This window comes from Endozoicomonas sp. 2B-B, from assembly GCF_053470045.1.
This window is the reverse complement of the sequence record NZ_JBLZMU010000001.1, coordinates 4,660,753-4,677,321: the sequence shown is the minus strand read 5'-3', so window position 1 is coordinate 4,677,321 and position 16,569 is coordinate 4,660,753. Positions and strand designations below refer to the sequence as shown.

Annotated in this window: 15 protein-coding genes; 8 read left to right on the top strand and 7 right to left on the bottom strand. The window is 47.6% G+C overall.

Going from position 1 to position 16,569, the window contains the following annotated elements; translation table 11 throughout:
- Nucleotides 1-127 precede the first annotated feature (127 nt).
- The 5 genes from ACOMHB_RS18335 to hpaR form a co-directional block, all read right to left on the bottom strand.
- A complete protein-coding gene (locus tag ACOMHB_RS18335) occupies nt 128-1,234 on the bottom strand; it encodes an acyl-CoA desaturase (protein ID WP_422134548.1) in 1,107 nt (368 codons plus the stop codon).
- A 99-nt stretch (nt 1,235-1,333) separates the two neighbouring features.
- Complete coding sequence (hutG, locus tag ACOMHB_RS18330) at nt 1,334-2,308, bottom strand: formimidoylglutamase (RefSeq protein ID WP_448217693.1); 975 nt, start codon at nt 2,306-2,308, stop codon at nt 1,334-1,336.
- Between the two features lie 1,035 nt (nt 2,309-3,343).
- The gene (locus ACOMHB_RS18325; RefSeq protein ID WP_422134546.1) at nt 3,344-4,870 is read right to left on the bottom strand and encodes a Na+/H+ antiporter NhaC family protein; all 1,527 of its coding nucleotides are present in this window, start codon (nt 4,868-4,870) and stop codon (nt 3,344-3,346) included.
- A 276-nt stretch (nt 4,871-5,146) separates the two neighbouring features.
- Nucleotides 5,147-5,575 (bottom strand): cupin domain-containing protein, encoded by a 429-nt coding sequence (locus tag ACOMHB_RS18320; protein WP_448217692.1) that lies wholly within the window; start codon nt 5,573-5,575, stop codon nt 5,147-5,149.
- Between the two features lie 231 nt (nt 5,576-5,806).
- Nucleotides 5,807-6,229 (bottom strand): homoprotocatechuate degradation operon regulator HpaR, encoded by a 423-nt coding sequence (hpaR, locus tag ACOMHB_RS18315; protein WP_422134544.1) that lies wholly within the window; start codon nt 6,227-6,229, stop codon nt 5,807-5,809.
- A gap of 421 nt (nt 6,230-6,650) precedes the next feature.
- Here hpaR and mmsB point away from each other — a divergent pair, with 421 nt between their 5' ends.
- Nucleotides 6,651-7,550 carry a 3-hydroxyisobutyrate dehydrogenase gene (gene mmsB, locus ACOMHB_RS18310; RefSeq protein ID WP_422138491.1) on the top strand — a complete coding sequence of 300 codons (900 nt, stop codon included), beginning with the start codon at nt 6,651-6,653 and terminating at the stop codon, nt 7,548-7,550.
- Here mmsB and ACOMHB_RS18305 read toward each other — a convergent pair whose 3' ends face one another.
- Together ACOMHB_RS18305 and ACOMHB_RS18300 are read right to left on the bottom strand one after the other, a co-directional pair.
- Nucleotides 7,551-8,402, bottom strand: coding sequence for a CvfB family protein (locus ACOMHB_RS18305; RefSeq protein ID WP_448217691.1), 852 nt, complete (start codon nt 8,400-8,402; stop codon nt 7,551-7,553).
- A 29-nt stretch (nt 8,403-8,431) separates the two neighbouring features.
- Nucleotides 8,432-8,911 (bottom strand): GNAT family N-acetyltransferase, encoded by a 480-nt coding sequence (locus ACOMHB_RS18300; RefSeq protein ID WP_422138489.1) that lies wholly within the window; start codon nt 8,909-8,911, stop codon nt 8,432-8,434.
- A 211-nt stretch (nt 8,912-9,122) separates the two neighbouring features.
- Here ACOMHB_RS18300 and ACOMHB_RS18295 point away from each other — a divergent pair, with 211 nt between their 5' ends.
- The 7 genes from ACOMHB_RS18295 (at nt 9,123) to ACOMHB_RS18265 (ending at nt 16,535) form a co-directional block, all read left to right on the top strand.
- Nucleotides 9,123-10,907: a hypothetical protein gene (locus ACOMHB_RS18295; protein WP_448217690.1), complete on the top strand. Its 1,785-nt coding sequence runs from the start codon at nt 9,123-9,125 to the stop codon at nt 10,905-10,907.
- Nucleotides 10,908-11,141: 234 nt separating this feature from the next.
- Entirely contained in the window at nt 11,142-11,864 is a 723-nt protein-coding gene (locus tag ACOMHB_RS18290) for a sulfite exporter TauE/SafE family protein (RefSeq protein WP_448217689.1), read from the top strand.
- Between the two features lie 382 nt (nt 11,865-12,246).
- Nucleotides 12,247-13,278: a methionine ABC transporter ATP-binding protein gene (locus ACOMHB_RS18285; protein WP_448218652.1), complete on the top strand. Its 1,032-nt coding sequence runs from the start codon at nt 12,247-12,249 to the stop codon at nt 13,276-13,278.
- Nucleotides 13,268-13,924: a methionine ABC transporter permease gene (locus ACOMHB_RS18280; protein WP_422134538.1), complete on the top strand. Its 657-nt coding sequence runs from the start codon at nt 13,268-13,270 to the stop codon at nt 13,922-13,924. The genes ACOMHB_RS18285 and ACOMHB_RS18280 overlap by 11 nt, the downstream gene beginning before the upstream one ends.
- A gap of 79 nt (nt 13,925-14,003) precedes the next feature.
- Nucleotides 14,004-14,822: a MetQ/NlpA family ABC transporter substrate-binding protein gene (locus ACOMHB_RS18275; RefSeq protein WP_422138486.1), complete on the top strand. Its 819-nt coding sequence runs from the start codon at nt 14,004-14,006 to the stop codon at nt 14,820-14,822.
- 286 nt (nt 14,823-15,108) lie between these two features.
- Nucleotides 15,109-15,744 carry a glutathione S-transferase N-terminal domain-containing protein gene (locus ACOMHB_RS18270; protein ID WP_422134536.1) on the top strand — a complete coding sequence of 212 codons (636 nt, stop codon included), beginning with the start codon at nt 15,109-15,111 and terminating at the stop codon, nt 15,742-15,744.
- Nucleotides 15,745-16,070: 326 nt separating this feature from the next.
- Nucleotides 16,071-16,535 (top strand): ClpXP protease specificity-enhancing factor, encoded by a 465-nt coding sequence (locus ACOMHB_RS18265; protein ID WP_422134535.1) that lies wholly within the window; start codon nt 16,071-16,073, stop codon nt 16,533-16,535.
- Nucleotides 16,536-16,569 lie beyond the last annotated feature (34 nt).

Here is a 16,569-nt window from a genome sequence, read left to right as displayed (position 1 = left end):
AGGGCTTTGAAGAGAGGTTGGAAAGTGGTGAGGTGTCAGTGCACCGGGCTTGTCGAAGGTTGTGGCACTCTGCTTCAACAAACCTGGCGCGAGCTAACGCCTGGATGGCACTGGTATATTTTGATGATCAGGTTAACAGACCTGCACGAGCCAGTTGCCAGCGTTTTTGCTGTTCCTGCATGGACGATTTCATCTCTTCATATTGCTTATGAAGCTCTGAGCTTTCCCAGTTCTGTTTCAGCTCCCGGGCTTTGTGTTCAACCCACTTCTGACGAAGTTTGTTCCAGTCATGCCAGGTGCTGCTCACCAGTTCATACTGTTCTTCCAGCTTTTGCAGGGCAATCTGGCAGGTCAGTTTCTGGCTGGCATATTTGTACTGCATATCGATCCGGGCTTTTTCAATCCGATAATCACTGACCCGCTTCAGTTTGCCAGTCAGGCCGATTTTCGAGAAGCCGAAGATCAGCCACTTGGTGGGATCAAAATGCCACCAGCGTATGCCGTTGCGGTAATCATACTGAAAAATATGGTGGTAGTTGTGATAACCCTCACCCCAGGTCACCAGAGCCAGGATGCCGTTATCCCGGGCGGTATTTTTATCGGTGTAAGGGCGCTTGCCCCAGATATGAGCCAGAGAGTTGATAAAGAAAGTGAAGTGATGACTCAGCACCAGTCTCAATACCCCGCCCAGAAGAAGCATGGCAATAATATCGCCCATCAGCAATCCTGCCAGTGTTGGTATAAACAGGTTCATCAACAGTACCAGTGGCACATAGTATTTATGCTGCCAGACTACAATGGGGTCTCTTTGCAGGTCCTTGATATTAGAAAAATCACCGGCTTTTGGGTCATAGTCACGAAGCATCCAGCCAATGTGGGAGAACCAGAAACCACGACTTGCAGAGTAAGGGTCTTTGTCGTGATCGTCGACAAAGGCGTGGTGGCGGCGATGACCAGAAGCCCAGTTCATGATGCTGTTCTGAATCGCCATGGCACCCCAGATTGCAAACCAGAGGCGCACTGACCAGTGAGCTTCATAGGCCTTGTGAGACCAGAGGCGATGGTAGCCAGCAGTGATAGCAGTGCCATTAAACATCAGGATTAAGCCGGCAACGATCCATTCACGGAGTTCAAAGCCATGGGTAATACCGTACCAGGGAACAAGGGTGACCATGGCAAAAAACGTTAGCGAAAAAAGTAACGTGGTCACCCAAATGCGACGGGGTTTCTCCATTATGCGCTCATAAAGTCTTTGTCTAGGAGTCTTGATTCTCGCACAATGTTGCCAAGCTGTTAAGGCGTAATAGTCGCTGTGATCCCTGGTGCATACTTTTTATTCGTTGGGTTGATCGGTGAGTTGATTAATCAACCAGGCAGCCAGTCTGGCTGTGCGCAGGTCTTGATCAAATTCAGGGTTGTATTCAGCAATATCCATTACCCTGACTTTTGCGCAGTCCTTGATGGTCTGCAGAAGGGTTGCTGTCAGGTCCAGTGGAATGCCCCTTACAGCCGGAGCACTGACCCCCGGAGCCTGGTAAGAGGGAAAGGCATCCAGATCAATGGTTAAATAAACATGATCCACCATAGAGGTGAAACAAGTGAGTTCTTCGATCAGAAAATCGAGGTTATCCCGATGAATCTGATCATCGGTGATGTAAGCCACATTGAGCGCATCGGCCCGTTCGAACAACGCCTGAATGTTACTGCTGCGGCTGATACCAAGACACAGACAGTGAAAATCGAGATTCTGATGCTCGCAGAACTGAGCCATCTGCCAGAAGGGGGTTCCGGAACTGGCGCCTTTCTCTGGCTTTCTCAGATCAAAGTGGGCATTAAAATTGATCACGCCAATATTCAATCCTTTGGGGGTCTTGTGATCCTGGGTCAGAAAGTCTGCCAGACCTTTAAAGCTTCCCCAGGCTATTTCGTGTCCCCCCCCCAGACCAACAGGCAGCAAGCCTTCCTTGAGGGCTTTCACCAGTGTTTGACTGAATTGATTCTGTGCACCCTCCAGATCGCCATCCTGACAGTGGACGTTACCCAGCTCATAAAGTCCATCGTCCCGGTTCCAGGGGAGATTGGCGAGGCATTTTCGAATCAGGTCCGGGCCATTGGCGGCACCCACCCTGCCATGATTGCGCCTGACGCCTTCATCACAGGCGAGCCCCAGCAATGCCAGGCCGCTGGAGCCTGAGTGTTCTGAGAAGGGTTTAATCTTCTGGTGCCAGCGTTGTGTCTGCTGCGGGTCGCCATCGTAATCTACCCATCCGTTCCAGATTTCGGGTTCTACAGGTTTTAACTCAGACATGAGAAGTAGGCACTCTTACTGTGAAATACCGCCCCTTAGGGCTTCAGCAGCATTCAGTGATCCGGGGAGGCGGTAATACCGGTTCAAAGCTGTTTTTGTCTCAGGCTCCCGGCATCATCTGGTTTCACCGTTACGAAGCGCGAGCGAAAGTTTTTCTCCGAAGAGGCAGGCTACCAGCACCATGGGTATGTCTGACTCTCGAGGTTTTTCAACTGGAGGGAGTCGTGGTTTGTTCAGAAAATAAAAAGCTACTCGCAATAATGTAGCAACTGTGGCGCTGTTCTCCACTGATTTCGTGCCTTCTTCACGGCTCTCACATTAAACAATCTTCAAGAATTGTAACTTCAAACTCATCTGACACACCCGGATTGTCGGAAGGAGACAGTCGTACATTACTACGGTCATTTTGATTCCTGTCCAAGAATTGCAACTTTATACCAAACGGAACCAATACGAATTCGAAGCGTTTGAGCTTCAACATCGAAGCTTTCGATCTTAATCCGTGTGCTCAGATACCTCCCACCACACCTGTGTGCCATAAAATGCAGATCATCCAGTTTAAAAATGGTTGCCGTCTCACAAGAACATGATTCATAAGATAAGGGAGACGTAACTTTGTAGACCTGGTATGCGTATACAGGTAATGATATAAGAAAAACTGATGCCAAAAAGAGCTTTCTTAAACTCATCTAACACACCTGAATTGCTAGCAGCCTGTCGGACTTAAGACGGTCCTACTCGGTAACTGCTCCTGCGTTTCTCTAGCTCCTGCATCCATGCAGTCGTCGGTAACTGCTCCTGCGTTTCTCTAGCTCCTGCATCCATGCAGTCGTCGGTAACTGCTCCTGCGTTTCTCTAGCTCCTGCATCCATGCAGTCGTGCGGTTGCGATAAATTGGTCTAAAAATTTCTCGCAATCCTCGCTACGGTCGCTCAAGTTCGACAGCTAGGTTGATGAGCGCCTGGAATGAACGTTTACCTGCCGGATTTCGACGCATGAGCTCTCTGCAGGGTTGCTTTGCTGACTGTAAAAGACTTATGCAAAAAAATAGGCGGTTGCTGTCCATAAACAAGCCGCTAGTGAAGCAGCAAATATTGCCGGAATGATCTGAGACTTAACATGATCCATCAGGTCACAGCCAGTGGTCATCGAGCTTAATATGGTTGTGTCAGATATAGGTGAACATTGATCTCCGAACACACTTCCGTTCAATACTGTGGCGAAACATACCATCATAAACAGCTTTGGATTTGCTAATGACTGTGATTGCGCGATGGCCCAGGCAAGAGGCATGGTAAGGGGGAAGGTGATTGCATAGGTTCCCCAGCTGGTACCCGTTGAAAAGGCAATGATCATAGTCATCAGCTGTAAAATTACCGGCAATAACCAATAGGGAAGCTGCTCGCCGAGTAGCGACACGACATATGATCCTCCGCCAACTTCCTTGCTGATACTGCCAATGATCACCGCAAGCATCAGGATGACCGAAGCAACCACCACACCTTTTAACCCATCACCAAAACCTTCAACGACATGGGTTAATGACATACCTTTAGCGATGGCAATGGAAGCAGAGAGCAATAAAGCGACTCCGAAGGCCCAGTTAACTTTTGGAGTGCCCAGGTAGATGAACGTTAAGACAGCGATAGCAATCAGACTGACCAGAGGAATAATGAATTCCAGAACATTCGGCCTGTAATTTTCGGGGACTTTCGGTGTTTGTAGTTCGGTGGTGCTGAGGGGGGTTGCACCTGGAGCGTCCAGCTGACCGGTTTCCAGAGCCCTTCTATGTGCCTTTTTCATGAGGGAACCGGAAAAACAAGTAATATTCAGACACAGTAAAAGTGTTCCGGTAACGGCCAAAATACTATAAAAGCTGAAAGGCACACTGCTAAAGAAAAAAGCTAAACGATCCGCTTCCGTTGCCAGAAATGATACACCGGGCACAAAAATTAATGCCTGCACGTAAGTAGGCCACGCGTTGAATGCCAGTACAGAAGCAATGGGAGAAGCCGTTGAGTCGACAATGTAACTCATTTCTTCATGGCTGACTTTCGCTTTATCAGCAATCGGACGTATAGTAGTACCTACCAGTACGGTACTTATTGTCCCCCCCTGGAAAAAGAGAACACCCAGTAGCCAGGCGACTATTTTTGCGGAACGTTCACCCTTTACAAAGTGTTTGGTCATAAAGGTGGCAAATGCCTGTGCAGCGCCCGTTTTGGACCAAACCCCCAAGAGGCCGCCAAGAAGCCATAAATACAGCAATAGTATTGATGCAGTGCCTTTTTTAGCCAGGTTGGGAATAATCACTTTGTCAGTCAAATCGTATTGACCGAGCATAATTGCACCAACAATGATGCCACCCAATAAGGCTGTTAGTGGCTCTCTGGTGATCAGGCACAAGGCTATTGTTACTAATCCGGGAAGAAGCGACCAAAAGCCATAATGAAAAGTCGGCTCGAGCAATTCGTGATTGCCTTCATATTTGTGGCTAACATTAACTGCAGCCAAAACCCCTAACACAAAGATTATCAACGCAAAAACATTATAATTCTTCATTGACTATACCTTTTTTGCTAAAAGAGCTCAGATGGATTCAAGCAATAAGTGCAATAGCCTGCTCAGTTTAGACCTTAGCCGGGTTCGTCTATCGAGAAACTTTTCTGGCATAATTTCTGGTGTGGCTCTTGTGTTCAGCTTACAGGGGGCGGCAGAAGCGATCGCTCTAGCCGGTTGCGGAATCGGGTCAATCAGTGCAAGAAACGTCGCGCTGCCGGAGGATCGTCATTTGAGTGGTTTGCAGGCAGCGGCTGCTTCAGCGCGAGAACTCACAGGTTATTGTTCTTCTTCTTTAAACACCGTTATAGCCTGGCCTTCATCACCGGCATAAACAACAACGATTTCTGCAGGCTCATCCGATGTGTTCACTCCGTAATGCCACTCATCTACCATCTCAACCAGCGCATCACCGGCTTTCAAGTTCAGTTGCTTGCCATCAGACAATCGAATCACCGTTAATTCACCTTTAACCAGGTAGCCTGCATTGATAACAGGGTGCTTGTGAATGGGCAGTCTTGAGCGTGGGGCGATGGTAATACGCAGTACACGGACTTCAGGGTTCTCAAGGGTGACACTTTTCAGAAGGGTACCATCCCAGCTGGTTGTGCTGTGAGCCAGCACTTCAGTAGAAGACTTGCCAGCAGAAAAAGTGAAAGAACTACTAAGAGTCAGAAATAGAACCGCGCTTCTGAAAACGGTTTTCATTATGATTTTACTCTGGGGAAGTTTAATAATTTTACATCAAATAAAGATGAATTCTGACCTGTTCAGGTGCAGGGGGGTTGGCAATTTTAATTATCCTTATGCAGGCACAGTAGTCTATTTGTTGGTATTGATCAGTGCGGTATCGACAGGGGGGATTTGTAGCCCTAAGGACATAACTGACAGGCTTATTCAGCCGATATCCTGCCGATCACAAAATTAAAATAACAGATCTCAGTTGGTCAACAGACTGACTTCATCAAGCAGTTCTTTCAGTCGCTCCATTTTTTCCTGACTTAAACCCTCGGTTAGACGGCTATAACTGTTTTCCACCATAGGGGTCATCTCGTCCAACAGTTTCCTGGCTTTAGGAGTAGCTTTGACCAAAATACGTCTATGGTCTTCTGATGATTTGCGGCGGCTGACATAATCCTGTTGCTCAAGACGCTGGATAATGCCTGTCAGACTCGGGCTCAGAATGCAGCAGGCATCAGCCAGCTGTTTGGTCTCCATCTCGTCGGTGTCGTTCAGAACCCGCATCACGCGCCATTGCTGTTCGGTAATGGAGTGTTCTTGCAGCATGGGACGGAAGAAGCTCATGGCAGCCTCTCTGGCCTTAAGCAATTTGAGTGGTAGAGAATCTTCGTACTTGCGCATCGTGTTCAGTTTACAGCTAATAACTATGATTGGCGGATTGTGTGCATCTTGTTCAGGATAATCAAGACAATGATGTAATTAATTACACCGTATTTATCCGTACTCGAAAAAATCTACAGGTAATCATAGTCGTTTCTCTAAAGGGGGATGTGGCCGGAGTGTTCGCTTTCATGGGGGGTGTCGGAAATATACAGGATTGTACACGTGCGGATGAGTATATTCTGAAGTACAGGCTCCTGGCCTGATAGTGTGAAAAATAATCAATGGGTGTGCAGTTCTGGACGATACTGATATATTGAAGCAGACTTCAGGTCGTTAAATACCTGGGTTTTAGTTTCAATCGGAATCCTGCATATTATATGGGTATCACTCTTTTTGATTGCGCTGACATGACAACAACAAACACTTGGGAGTGCTGATCATGGCAACGGTAGCCTTTATCGGTCTTGGTAATATGGGAGCGCCCATGGCGGCTAATCTGATCAGGGGCGGTCACGATGTGAGTGTATTTGACCTTGTTCCCGAGGCAGTGAGTTCTCTGGCCACTCTGGGAGCAAGAGCAGCAGCCAGTGCAGAGCAGGCATGTTCCGGAGCCGGGTTTGTTATTTCTATGTTGCCCGCCAGTAAGCATGTAGAAAGTCTCTACCTGGATCAGGGTTTGCTGGATTCCGCTCCCACTTCTGCCATTCTTGTCGACACCAGTACCATTGATGCGGACACCGCCAGAAAGTTATCGGCTGCTGCTGCCGGGAGAGGGAGGTCAATGATTGATGCGCCTGTGTCCGGTGGCGTTGCTGGTGCGACTGAAGGTACTCTGTCGTTTATGTGCGGAGCCGCCGACCCTGAAGTGTTTGAAAAGGTGAAACCGATACTTCTGGACATGGGTAAGAATGTTTTTCTGGCCGGTGGACCAGGAGCTGGTCAAGTGGCCAAAGCCTGCAATAACATGTTGTTGTCCATCTCAATGATTGGTACCTCGGAGGCGCTTAATCTTGGAACCAAAAATGGCCTTGACCCAGAGGTACTTTCTAACATCATGCTGGCCAGTTCAGGAAAAAACTGGGTACTGGAGGTTTATAATCCATGTCCTGGTCTGATGGAAAACGCTCCGGCCTCCAGGAATTATGAGCCGGGATTTATGAGCGAGCTGATGTTGAAAGATCTTGGGTTGGCAATGGCGGCTGCCACTAGCAGTGAGGCTATGACCCCTTTGGGTGGCCTTGCTTATGAGCTGTATAACCGCCATGTTTCCGGGGGAATGGGCAAGAAAGATTTTTCCAGTATCTTCCGGGCCATAGAAAGCTTGCAGCCAGAAAGTTAATCACTGGCTGCTGCGGATACCGGATGTTTCAATTTTAATAAGACGCTGCTTGTACAGCCCACCCAGTGCCATTTTAAAGGCACGTTTGCTGGCTCCGAAGACCCGTTTGATTTCAGCAGGATCGGTTTTATCGTTCAGAGGAAGAAAACCTCCGGCAACTGCCAGTTTGTCCATAATCTGTTGACTGAGAGAGTCCAGCGCCTGTTGATCAAAGCCGGGCTTTTTCAGACAGAGGTCTATTTTTCCATCCGGTCTGATACGCTTGATATAACCCTGTACTTTATCACCCGGTTTGACTGAGTCGTTTGCTTCCTGGCTGAAAAGCAGTCCCTGGTGTCTGTTATTAATAATGGCCATATAGCCAAGGTCGGTTTTATCGTAAATCAAAAGGGATACAGGTTGGCTGTTCTGGTACTCTCCTGCTGAGCGATCAATGAACTTATGCAGCCTTGAGGATCCTACGATGCGTCTTGTTTCTTCGTCCTGGTAGAGATAGACAATATAGTGTCCACCTTCGCGCATACGGGTTTTTTGTTCACGAAAGGGGACCAGCAGATCCTTGCCCAGATTCCAGTCCAGAAAGGCTCCAATCGGATTGACTTCTTTGACTTTCAGCGCTGCAAACTCACCAACACAGGCCAGTGGTGTTTCTGTCGTTGCGATCAAATGGTCGTCGGAGTCAAGGTAGACAAAGACATCCAGTTCATCTCCAATATTGCAGTCTGCAGGGACATGCCTTTTGGGTAGCAGGATTTCATCAAACTGTCTGCCATCCAGAAATACGCCGAAGCCTGCTTTACCGACGACTTTCAGGCGATTTTTCTGGCCAACTTTAACGTATTTTCCGGACATATCTGTGCCTTTGAGCGAAAGGTGAGAAGTCAGAGTTTTTTCTCCCAGAACAGGGCGTGTCCGAGCTGTTCATCCAGTTCGAAACCCGAGAAGCCAAGCTTTCGGTAAGCAGCCTGTGCTACATGATTCCCTTCCACAACTTCCAGCGTGATTTTGCAGCACTCTTTTTCTCTGGCGATCTGTTCAATTTTTTCGAAAAGTTTTCTGCAAAGGCTTTGACCTCTGAATGACTCATTAACGACCACATCATGGATATTGATCAGAGGTTTGCAGGCGAAAGTAGAAAATCCTTCCAGACAGTTGGCCAGAGCGGCTGGTTGTCCATCAACCAGACAAAGCACCGAAAATGTGAAAGGACGTTTTGACAGTTCCTGAATCAGATGTTCTCTGGTGAAGCTGCTTAGTGGCATTCCTCCACCCATGGGGTCTCTGGCGTAGTGGTCGAGCAATTCAATAATGGCCTGACCATGATCAGGGTTTGAATAATCGGCTACGAAAATATCGGGCATGAAAATGACTTCTGGTAGATAAAGCTAAACAATCAGGAAAAGTATTCTTGCATAACGGGCCTTGAATGGATAGCAGTCTGACAGGGTTCCGAGTCATCTTATCAAGTAACAGTGAAGAGTAACTTCTGTGGCTTATGGCCCGGAACTTTTTATTCTCTACCGGGTCAAAATTATAACGATTAGCGAGAAATCTAACATGGAGGTTAGAATTATGAACCCTTCCTGTGTAGCCGGGGCAAGCGGATACCCGGTGTCTTTAAGGCCTGAAAATACTGCGCCAAGTCGCGTTGGTGCTATCTGGTGCACCATCACCGGCGCATTCAGATGTGTTGGCTGCACGAGTGATGATGCTGTGTTGCCCGGTAACCAGAGATATTCAGCAGGTCCTCCAACGGATTTGAAGGACAGAGACGTTAAGGGAATATCTTCAAACCCCCTGGATTTACCAGGCACTGATGACCATGCAAAGGCGTTTAAAGAAGTTGTTCGCAGAATTAAGACAGACCAACAATCATTGATCATGGAAAAGGTTAATGCCATTACCAAAGATCATCTCAAACAAATTGTCCAGTGTTGTCGCAAGCCAGAACAAATCACTGATGAACACCTCAGCTTTTTTAAAACTGATACCTTTGCCTATGCAGCGCTCCGTGCATTTCGGGAAAAGAAAATCAGCGGCAATGAATTTGCAACCCTGGTCACCCTGCAGGGCGTTTACCTGGAAGGTATCCGGAATATAAAATCATTTGAAATTGTTCATCACAAGCTGTTTGACGGTAACAGAAACGCTAATGAAGCCAACTGGGGCATCATTGCGCTTTCACTAGAAAGGTCAAAGTGGTTTTTTAACGGTTCTTCTTTTGATGTGAGTTCCATCATCGAGAAAATGAAGCGTTTGCTTGAAAAAGCACCTCCGGTTGAGGCAAGTTTCTGGAGCTGCACGTATCCGGATTCCTCAGATAAAGACAAAGGGCTGCGTACGATGTATAAAGTCCTGTCAAACAGAAACTTCAACGTTTTATTAGTTGACTGGTGGTGGACTGGTTGGGTGATATGCCCATCCATCACGTTGCGACAGGCTTTTATTGACAGTTTTTGTCAGGAAGAAGCCCATAAAATCAATCCAGTGATCGGGGCCAGTTCGCTTGAAGATATCAGAACCGGCGGGCTGAAAGGATTCAGAGACATGGCTATTCCGTTTCCTGGTCACCCTTTGCCAAAAACTGCTGACCACATAGTTGCTCGATGGATTCTCGAGTTTATGCAGCATGATTTTTATCATGCAGTGCGAGCCAGCATGTTAAAAAATGTGGATATCCATTTAATCATTGCTATTGCCGATGTTGTGAAAAAGATCAAAGCATCCTTCAACAATGAGTACCACAGGGTAACCCGGCTTTTTCAGCAGCGGGAAGAAGAATTTGAACACTCTATTTCCAACCAGCTACAGAAACAACGGGGCAGAATGAGAAAAGATTGGCAGAAGAGTGAAGAGGTGGTCAGTATAAAAAATACACTCGAATATCTGAAACGGACCAGAAAAGCCCTGGGCCAGTTTGCATTTAACCTTGAAGATCTGGATACCCATAAACCAACGTGGGATATAAGTTCGTATAATTATGATAAAGAACGATGCAGAGAGCACTTGTCAAATATTCTGCTTCAATTGAACAGCGGTTCGGGAAAACCCTGGAGTGAGTTACTGAGTGAAACCGATGCTGGTATTGTCGGTCAGTGCATTATTCCGTTGATTTCCGGTAATTTGTCTAATCCCCTGGAGTTGTATAATCATTTCTGCCGCAAGATTGATTCGGAAATAAGTTCTGGTTCCAAAAAGCATCTCTCAAAAGAAGAGAAACAGAAATACCTGGCCAGAAGTAAAAAGTTGATTGAACCGCTGAATCCATCGGTTAAACTGGATCAGTCGCAATGGCCAGTTTTTCTTCGGGAAACAATGAAAAATGGAGTGCATATTCCAGACTCTGAGCTTGATTAATGAATAAATGAAATTATGCAATTTGTTGATTTTTTTTGATTGAACATACAATCAATTAAAACATCTGGTACGGTCAGCGCCTGACCCAGTGACTTTCATACAGGCAGTTGTTTGGATAGTAAACGTCTAATGTCGTGCTAAACCCCTTATGGGTATAAATGACAGTGGATTCTGCACATAACAAACGGTTATATTTATATCCCCTATCGGTATATTTGATATTTCTGTGATGTTATGGATCTGAGCCTGTACCCGCAATTAATAGCCATGGCCGTTGTTTTCCTGGGAGCTTTGATCCAGGGCATGATTGGTTTTGGTATGGCAGTGGTAGCCGCTCCCATTCTCTTTGTTGTTGCGCCATCTCTGGTGCCGGGCACTCTGATCTGCATGGCAATGTTGCTGTCTTTGTTGACGGTCAGAAAGTATCGGGGGGCACTGGATCTGGCAGAGATGAAGTATGCTGTGGCTGGCAGAGTTCCGGGCTCACTGCTGGGAGCTTATCTTCTGGTAGTGGCCTCCAGAGAGCATATGAGCCTTTTTATAGGTGTGGCTGTTCTTATGGCTGTCATTGTGAGTCTGTTTTCTGTAAAAGTTCGGGCAAGCAGGTCCAGTTTGTTTGTTGCCGGTGTTATTTCTGGCATCACAGGTACAACATCATCTATTGGCGGACCTCCGATAGCTCTGGTCATGCAGAATGAAACCGGGGACAAAATTCGGGCCAGCATGTCCATTTATTTTGTTTTTAGCAGTGCGATCTCACTGATATTTCTATCAGCGGGTGGCATGGTGGGGCTCGATGACTTTAAGGATGCCCTGATGCTGGTTCCACCCGTATTGTTGGGGAGTAAAATTGCTTCCCATCTATCTCACCGGATTGATCAAAGAATGATTCGCCATGCCTTGCTGGTTCTTTGCAGCATTGCCGGTGTCAGTGCTATTGCTTCCGGTGTTCGATAATCGATCTTTTCAGGTCGTGCAGAGCCTGCGTGTTCTGCTGGTAGCGGCTGGTTGACTTTAGTTTTGGTGTCTATTACGATTCTGAGGATGCGCTGATTTGTCTTGGCTTGCGGGCGCTATAGAAATACCGCTAAAAGAAGGGTTTATGAACGAATTCATGAAAAACCACTCTGTTTAGCACAGGGTGGTTTTTTTTTGCCCTTGAAAAAGAGGTCGTTTAATCGATCTGAAGGCTGAAACTTTCGAGTGGGCAGTAGATACCTGATCAGGTATTTATAACCAGCTCTCACGCAACCCGCCAAGGCAGAAGAACTGATTGAACTGACTGAGTATAACTCAGGCAGTCATGCACTGATTGTATCTGAATCAGGCAGGAGTGATGATGATAGAACTGAAAAACCTTACCAAGGTGTTTAAAGCAGGAGGCAAGGAGGTCAGGGCTCTGGATGACATTAATCTCAGTGTCCCGGAAGGGTCAATCTACGGTGTGATTGGCTCAAGTGGTGCTGGCAAGAGTACGCTGATTCGCTGTGTCAATATGTTGGAGCACCCCAGCTCGGGTCAGGTCATAGTGGACGGTCAGGATCTTACTCATCTGGCCGGAAAGGGCCTGCGCCTGGCTCGTCACAATATAGGGATGATTTTCCAGCACTTCAATCTACTGTCGAGCCGAACGGTTTATCAGAATATTGCTCTGCCACTGGAACTGGCCGGTGCCAGTAAGCCTGAAATAGAAACGGCGGTGGCTCCTCTGCTGGATTTGACCGGTTTGAAAGAAAAGCGGGACAGCTATCCATCCCAGCTTTCAGGAGGGCAGAAACAGAGGGTGGCTATTGCCCGTGCCCTGGCCAGTAAGCCCAGAGTTCTCCTGTGTGATGAAGCTACCTCGGCACTGGATCCTCAGACTACGCGATCGATTCTGGCACTTTTGAAGGATATTAATCGTGAGTTGAAAATCACTGTGTTGATTATTACTCACGAGATGGATGTTGTTAAAACCATTTGTGATCGGGTTGCGATACTAAGCCATGGTCAGCTGATTGAAGAAAATGATGTCGAATCTTTTTTCCTGAATCCAGAAACGGAACTGGCGAGAGAGTTTGTCCGCAGTGCTATCCACGAAAAGCCGGCGGCTGAAGTGGAAAGTCGTTTTCAATCAGAGCCAAAAGAAGGCTCAAGGCCGGTTGTGCGGATTACCTTTGTCGGGCAGCGGGTAGTGGAGCCTCTGATTACCCGGGCGGCGAAGCAGTTTGGTACTGATTTTGTCATTCTGCAAGCTGACATTGAAACCGTTCATGGTAAGTCCATGGGGTTTCTGATGGTAGAAATTATGGGCGAGGAGTCAGACGTTGAGGCTTCCATGCAATTTCTTAAAGACAATGTGCAGGTGGAGGTAGTGGGCTATGTCAGCTGATTCCTGGCTTCTCCTGGGGAAGGCGCTTTGGGAAACCCTTTACATGACAGTAGTTTCTGGCGGACTCAGTTTCCTCTTTGGTATTCCGTTGGGTGTGTTGCTATATATTACCAAGCCCGGACGTATTAAAGAAAATGCAGCTTTAAACTCAGTGCTGGGTGCCGTCGTTAACGCTACACGTTCTGTGCCGTTTATTATACTGCTGGTAGCGATTATTCCTCTGACTCGCCTGCTGGTAGGAACCTCTATCGGGACAACGGCCGCGATTGTGCCGCTGACCCTGGCAGCTATCCCTTTTGTTGCCCGTATTGCTGAAGGTGCTATCAATGAGGTGCCTTCTGGACTGGTGGAGGCAGCCCAATCCATGGGCGCAACGCCTTTGCAGATTGTCAGTCGGGTATTGTTGCCCGAAGCACGTCCCGGGCTGATTAATGGTATGACCATTACTCTGGTGACCCTGGTCAGTTATTCGGCCATGGCGGGAGCCATTGGCGGTGGTGGTCTTGGTGACCTGGGTATCCGCTATGGCTACCAGCGTTTTGATGGCGTCATCATGCTCGCCACTGTGGTGGTGCTTATTGTGCTGGTTCAGTTGATACAGAGCATTGGCGACCGTTTGCAAAATTATTACGACAGAACTCGCTGAGTGTTTGTGAATTAAACCATTGAATGGGACAGGTTGTTTCAGTGCTTTGTCCCGAACTGGTTGAATGGAGAAGTGAAGAATGTTTGCAGTCAATAAATTAAAAGCACTTGCAGGCGCAGTGCTTATGGTCGCCAGTGTTCTGCTGGCGGGGTGTGGCTCTGAGAATTCCCCGGAAGGTCCTTTGAAGGTAGGCGTTATGGCAGGTCCGGAGGCTGACGTTATGAAAGTGGCCGCTGACATTGCTAAAAAAGATCATGGAGTGGATGTTGAATTGGTCGAATTTTCTGATTACGTCTCTCCCAATGTGGCTCTGGCAGATGGTTCTATTGATGCTAATGCCTTCCAGCACAAACCTTATCTGGACAGCATGATTCGTGATCGTGGTTTCAAGCTGGCGGCTGTAGGTAATACTTTTGTGTATCCGATTGGCGCATACTCCAGAAAAATCAAGGATATCAGCGAGCTCAAAGATGGAGCCAAAGTGGCTATTCCAAACGATCCAAGTAATGAAGGCCGTACACTGATCCTGCTGGATAACAAGGGCTTCATTAAACTCAAAGACGTCAGTAATCTTGAGGCGACACCGGCTGATATTGTTGAAAATCCTAAAAACCTTCAGTTCATTGAGTTGGATGCTGCCCAACTGCCTCGCTCTCTGGATGATGTTGACCTGGCTTTCATCAATTCAACCTACTCTGTGCCTGCAGGTCTGCTGCCAGGGCGAGATGCACTGCTGGTTGAAGGTAAGGACTCACCTTATGTCAATCTGATTGTGGCACGTGAGGATAATAAAGGGGATCCTCGCATTCAGACTCTGGTTGAGTCTTACCATACTCCGGCAGTGGAAGAAAAAGCCAGGGAGTTGTTTAAAGGCAGTGCAGTTCCTGGCTGGAAGTAATTTGTTTTCCTCAAAAGATCTTGAGTAGCTTGTGAGAAAGCCCGCTGATTTCAGAGGGCTTTAGCTTGTTTGTTCGGATTTTTAGGGTTGTTCTCTGGGTTATTTGCTCTTGTTTTACGAAAGTTTCCGTGGTGCCTATTCCGCAGGGCGTAAAGTTTGCTAAGATAACCCGTTATTTTCTTGTGTCGGCCCGTCAAGTCAGCGCTGCTCATCCGAATTATGGGATCGAATGAGTAAGCTGGCTCGCTCGGGAGCTCTTTTCCTTTGCATGAGGCGGGGGTACTTCATGGCTGTAGTTGCCAAAAAGTCATCCATGATTTTTTTCTCGGATCCATCTGACCACTACTGTCACAGGGTTCGTATTGTTCTGGCCGAAAAAGGGGTCGCGGTAGATATTCAGGATGTGAACCCTGAAAATCTGCCTCAGGAACTGTCTGATCTCAACCCGTATAATAGCCTTCCAACTCTGGTTGATCGTGAGCTGGTGCTTTATGAGCCGAGCGTCATGATGGAGTATCTGGATGAGCGTTTTCCTCATCCACCACTGTTGCCGGTTTATCCGGTCAGCCGTGCCCAGAGCCGTCTGATGATGCACCGCATCCAGAAAGATTGGTGCAGCCTGGTAGATGCTATTACGGATCCAAAAACCAAAGAGACGCCTGCGGCCCGTGCTCGTAAAGAGCTTCGTGAAAGCCTGTTGTCCGTAGCGCCTATTTTTGCTGAAAAGCCATTCTTTATGAGTGATGAGTTCACCCTGGTGGACTGCTGTGTAGCCCCAATTCTCTGGAGGCTCCCCGCGATGGGCATTGAACTGCCCAAGCAGGGGCAGGCGATCCTGGATTATGCTGAACGTTTGTTCGAGCGCGAATCCTTCAAAGAAAGCCTGTCTGAAATTGAAAAAGAGATGCGTGAAACTCTTTGATTTAAACTAGACCCTGGCAGTCTGGCTGCCAGGGCTAAATAATCTGGCCAAGCAGTCATGAGCTGAGAGTATGTTCGAATCTTTGACTGTCAGACGATTGTTCCAGGCAGCCGATGCTCTTGGCAGATTAGAAGTGTTTTCTCTGTTTCAGGGGCTGTCGCAAAAATGGTGCACTTCGCCGATACGGTGTTAAAAAGTGACCTGCTTTGCTTGCTGCTTTTCGAAACCCTTATCCACGGAGAGGGTCAGGGGACTTCTTCTATAGTGGCTATTGATGGCTCCTGGGTCAGACAGTTGTCCGGAGTTAGTCTGGATGGAGACATATTATGACAATGACCAGCAGTCGCCCTTATATTGCCAGAGCAATCTACGACTGGATTCTTGAAAATGACTGCACCCCATACATTCTGGTGGATACTGCCCGTAAAGGGGTAGAGGTGCCCAGAGAGTATGTTAAGGATAATCAAATAGTCCTCAATATTTCCCCGGCAGCAGTGCGTGCCATGCATATGGGAAATGATGTTATTACCTTTGATGGTCGCTTTGGTGGTGAGGCATTGACCATAGTGGTTCCTGTTGAATCGTTGATGGCCATCTATGCCCGTGAGAACGGTCAGGGTATGGTATTTGAAGTTGAGCCTGTTGCCGAGTCGGAAGAGCATGTGTCTCCTCATTTTGAGCTGGAGGCTGTGTCGGGTCCGGAGTCTCAGGAAGCCTCCGTTGAAAAAGAAGAGCGGTCCGAAAAAACTCCCCGTAAGCCTGGCAAGCCGAATCTGAAAGTTGTTAAGTAAGTCGGGGCTTAAAACTCTGCGGTTTATTTTTTGG

Bases quoted from the DNA above. Each gene is read 5' to 3' on its own strand.
- ACOMHB_RS18290 (WP_448217689.1), top strand. From the start codon at position 11,142: ATGGATCTGAGCCTGTACCCGCAATTAATAGCCATGGCCGTTGTTTTC.
- ACOMHB_RS18295 (WP_448217690.1), top strand. From the start codon at position 9,123: ATGAACCCTTCCTGTGTAGCCGGGGCAAGCGGATACCCGGTGTCTTTA.
- ACOMHB_RS18325 (WP_422134546.1), bottom strand. From the start codon at position 4,870: ATGAAGAATTATAATGTTTTTGCGTTGATAATCTTTGTGTTAGGGGTT.
- ACOMHB_RS18285 (WP_448218652.1), top strand. From the start codon at position 12,247: ATGATAGAACTGAAAAACCTTACCAAGGTGTTTAAAGCAGGAGGCAAG.
- ACOMHB_RS18275 (WP_422138486.1), top strand. From the start codon at position 14,004: ATGTTTGCAGTCAATAAATTAAAAGCACTTGCAGGCGCAGTGCTTATG.
- ACOMHB_RS18335 (WP_422134548.1), bottom strand. From the start codon at position 1,234: ATGGAGAAACCCCGTCGCATTTGGGTGACCACGTTACTTTTTTCGCTA.
- hutG (WP_448217693.1), bottom strand. From the start codon at position 2,308: ATGTCTGAGTTAAAACCTGTAGAACCCGAAATCTGGAACGGATGGGTA.
- ACOMHB_RS18270 (WP_422134536.1), top strand. From the start codon at position 15,109: ATGGCTGTAGTTGCCAAAAAGTCATCCATGATTTTTTTCTCGGATCCA.
- mmsB (WP_422138491.1), top strand. From the start codon at position 6,651: ATGGCAACGGTAGCCTTTATCGGTCTTGGTAATATGGGAGCGCCCATG.
- hpaR (WP_422134544.1), bottom strand. From the start codon at position 6,229: ATGCGCAAGTACGAAGATTCTCTACCACTCAAATTGCTTAAGGCCAGA.
- ACOMHB_RS18305 (WP_448217691.1), bottom strand. From the start codon at position 8,402: ATGTCCGGAAAATACGTTAAAGTTGGCCAGAAAAATCGCCTGAAAGTC.
- ACOMHB_RS18265 (WP_422134535.1), top strand. From the start codon at position 16,071: ATGACAATGACCAGCAGTCGCCCTTATATTGCCAGAGCAATCTACGAC.
- ACOMHB_RS18280 (WP_422134538.1), top strand. From the start codon at position 13,268: ATGTCAGCTGATTCCTGGCTTCTCCTGGGGAAGGCGCTTTGGGAAACC.
- ACOMHB_RS18300 (WP_422138489.1), bottom strand. From the start codon at position 8,911: ATGCCCGATATTTTCGTAGCCGATTATTCAAACCCTGATCATGGTCAG.
- ACOMHB_RS18320 (WP_448217692.1), bottom strand. From the start codon at position 5,575: ATGAAAACCGTTTTCAGAAGCGCGGTTCTATTTCTGACTCTTAGTAGT.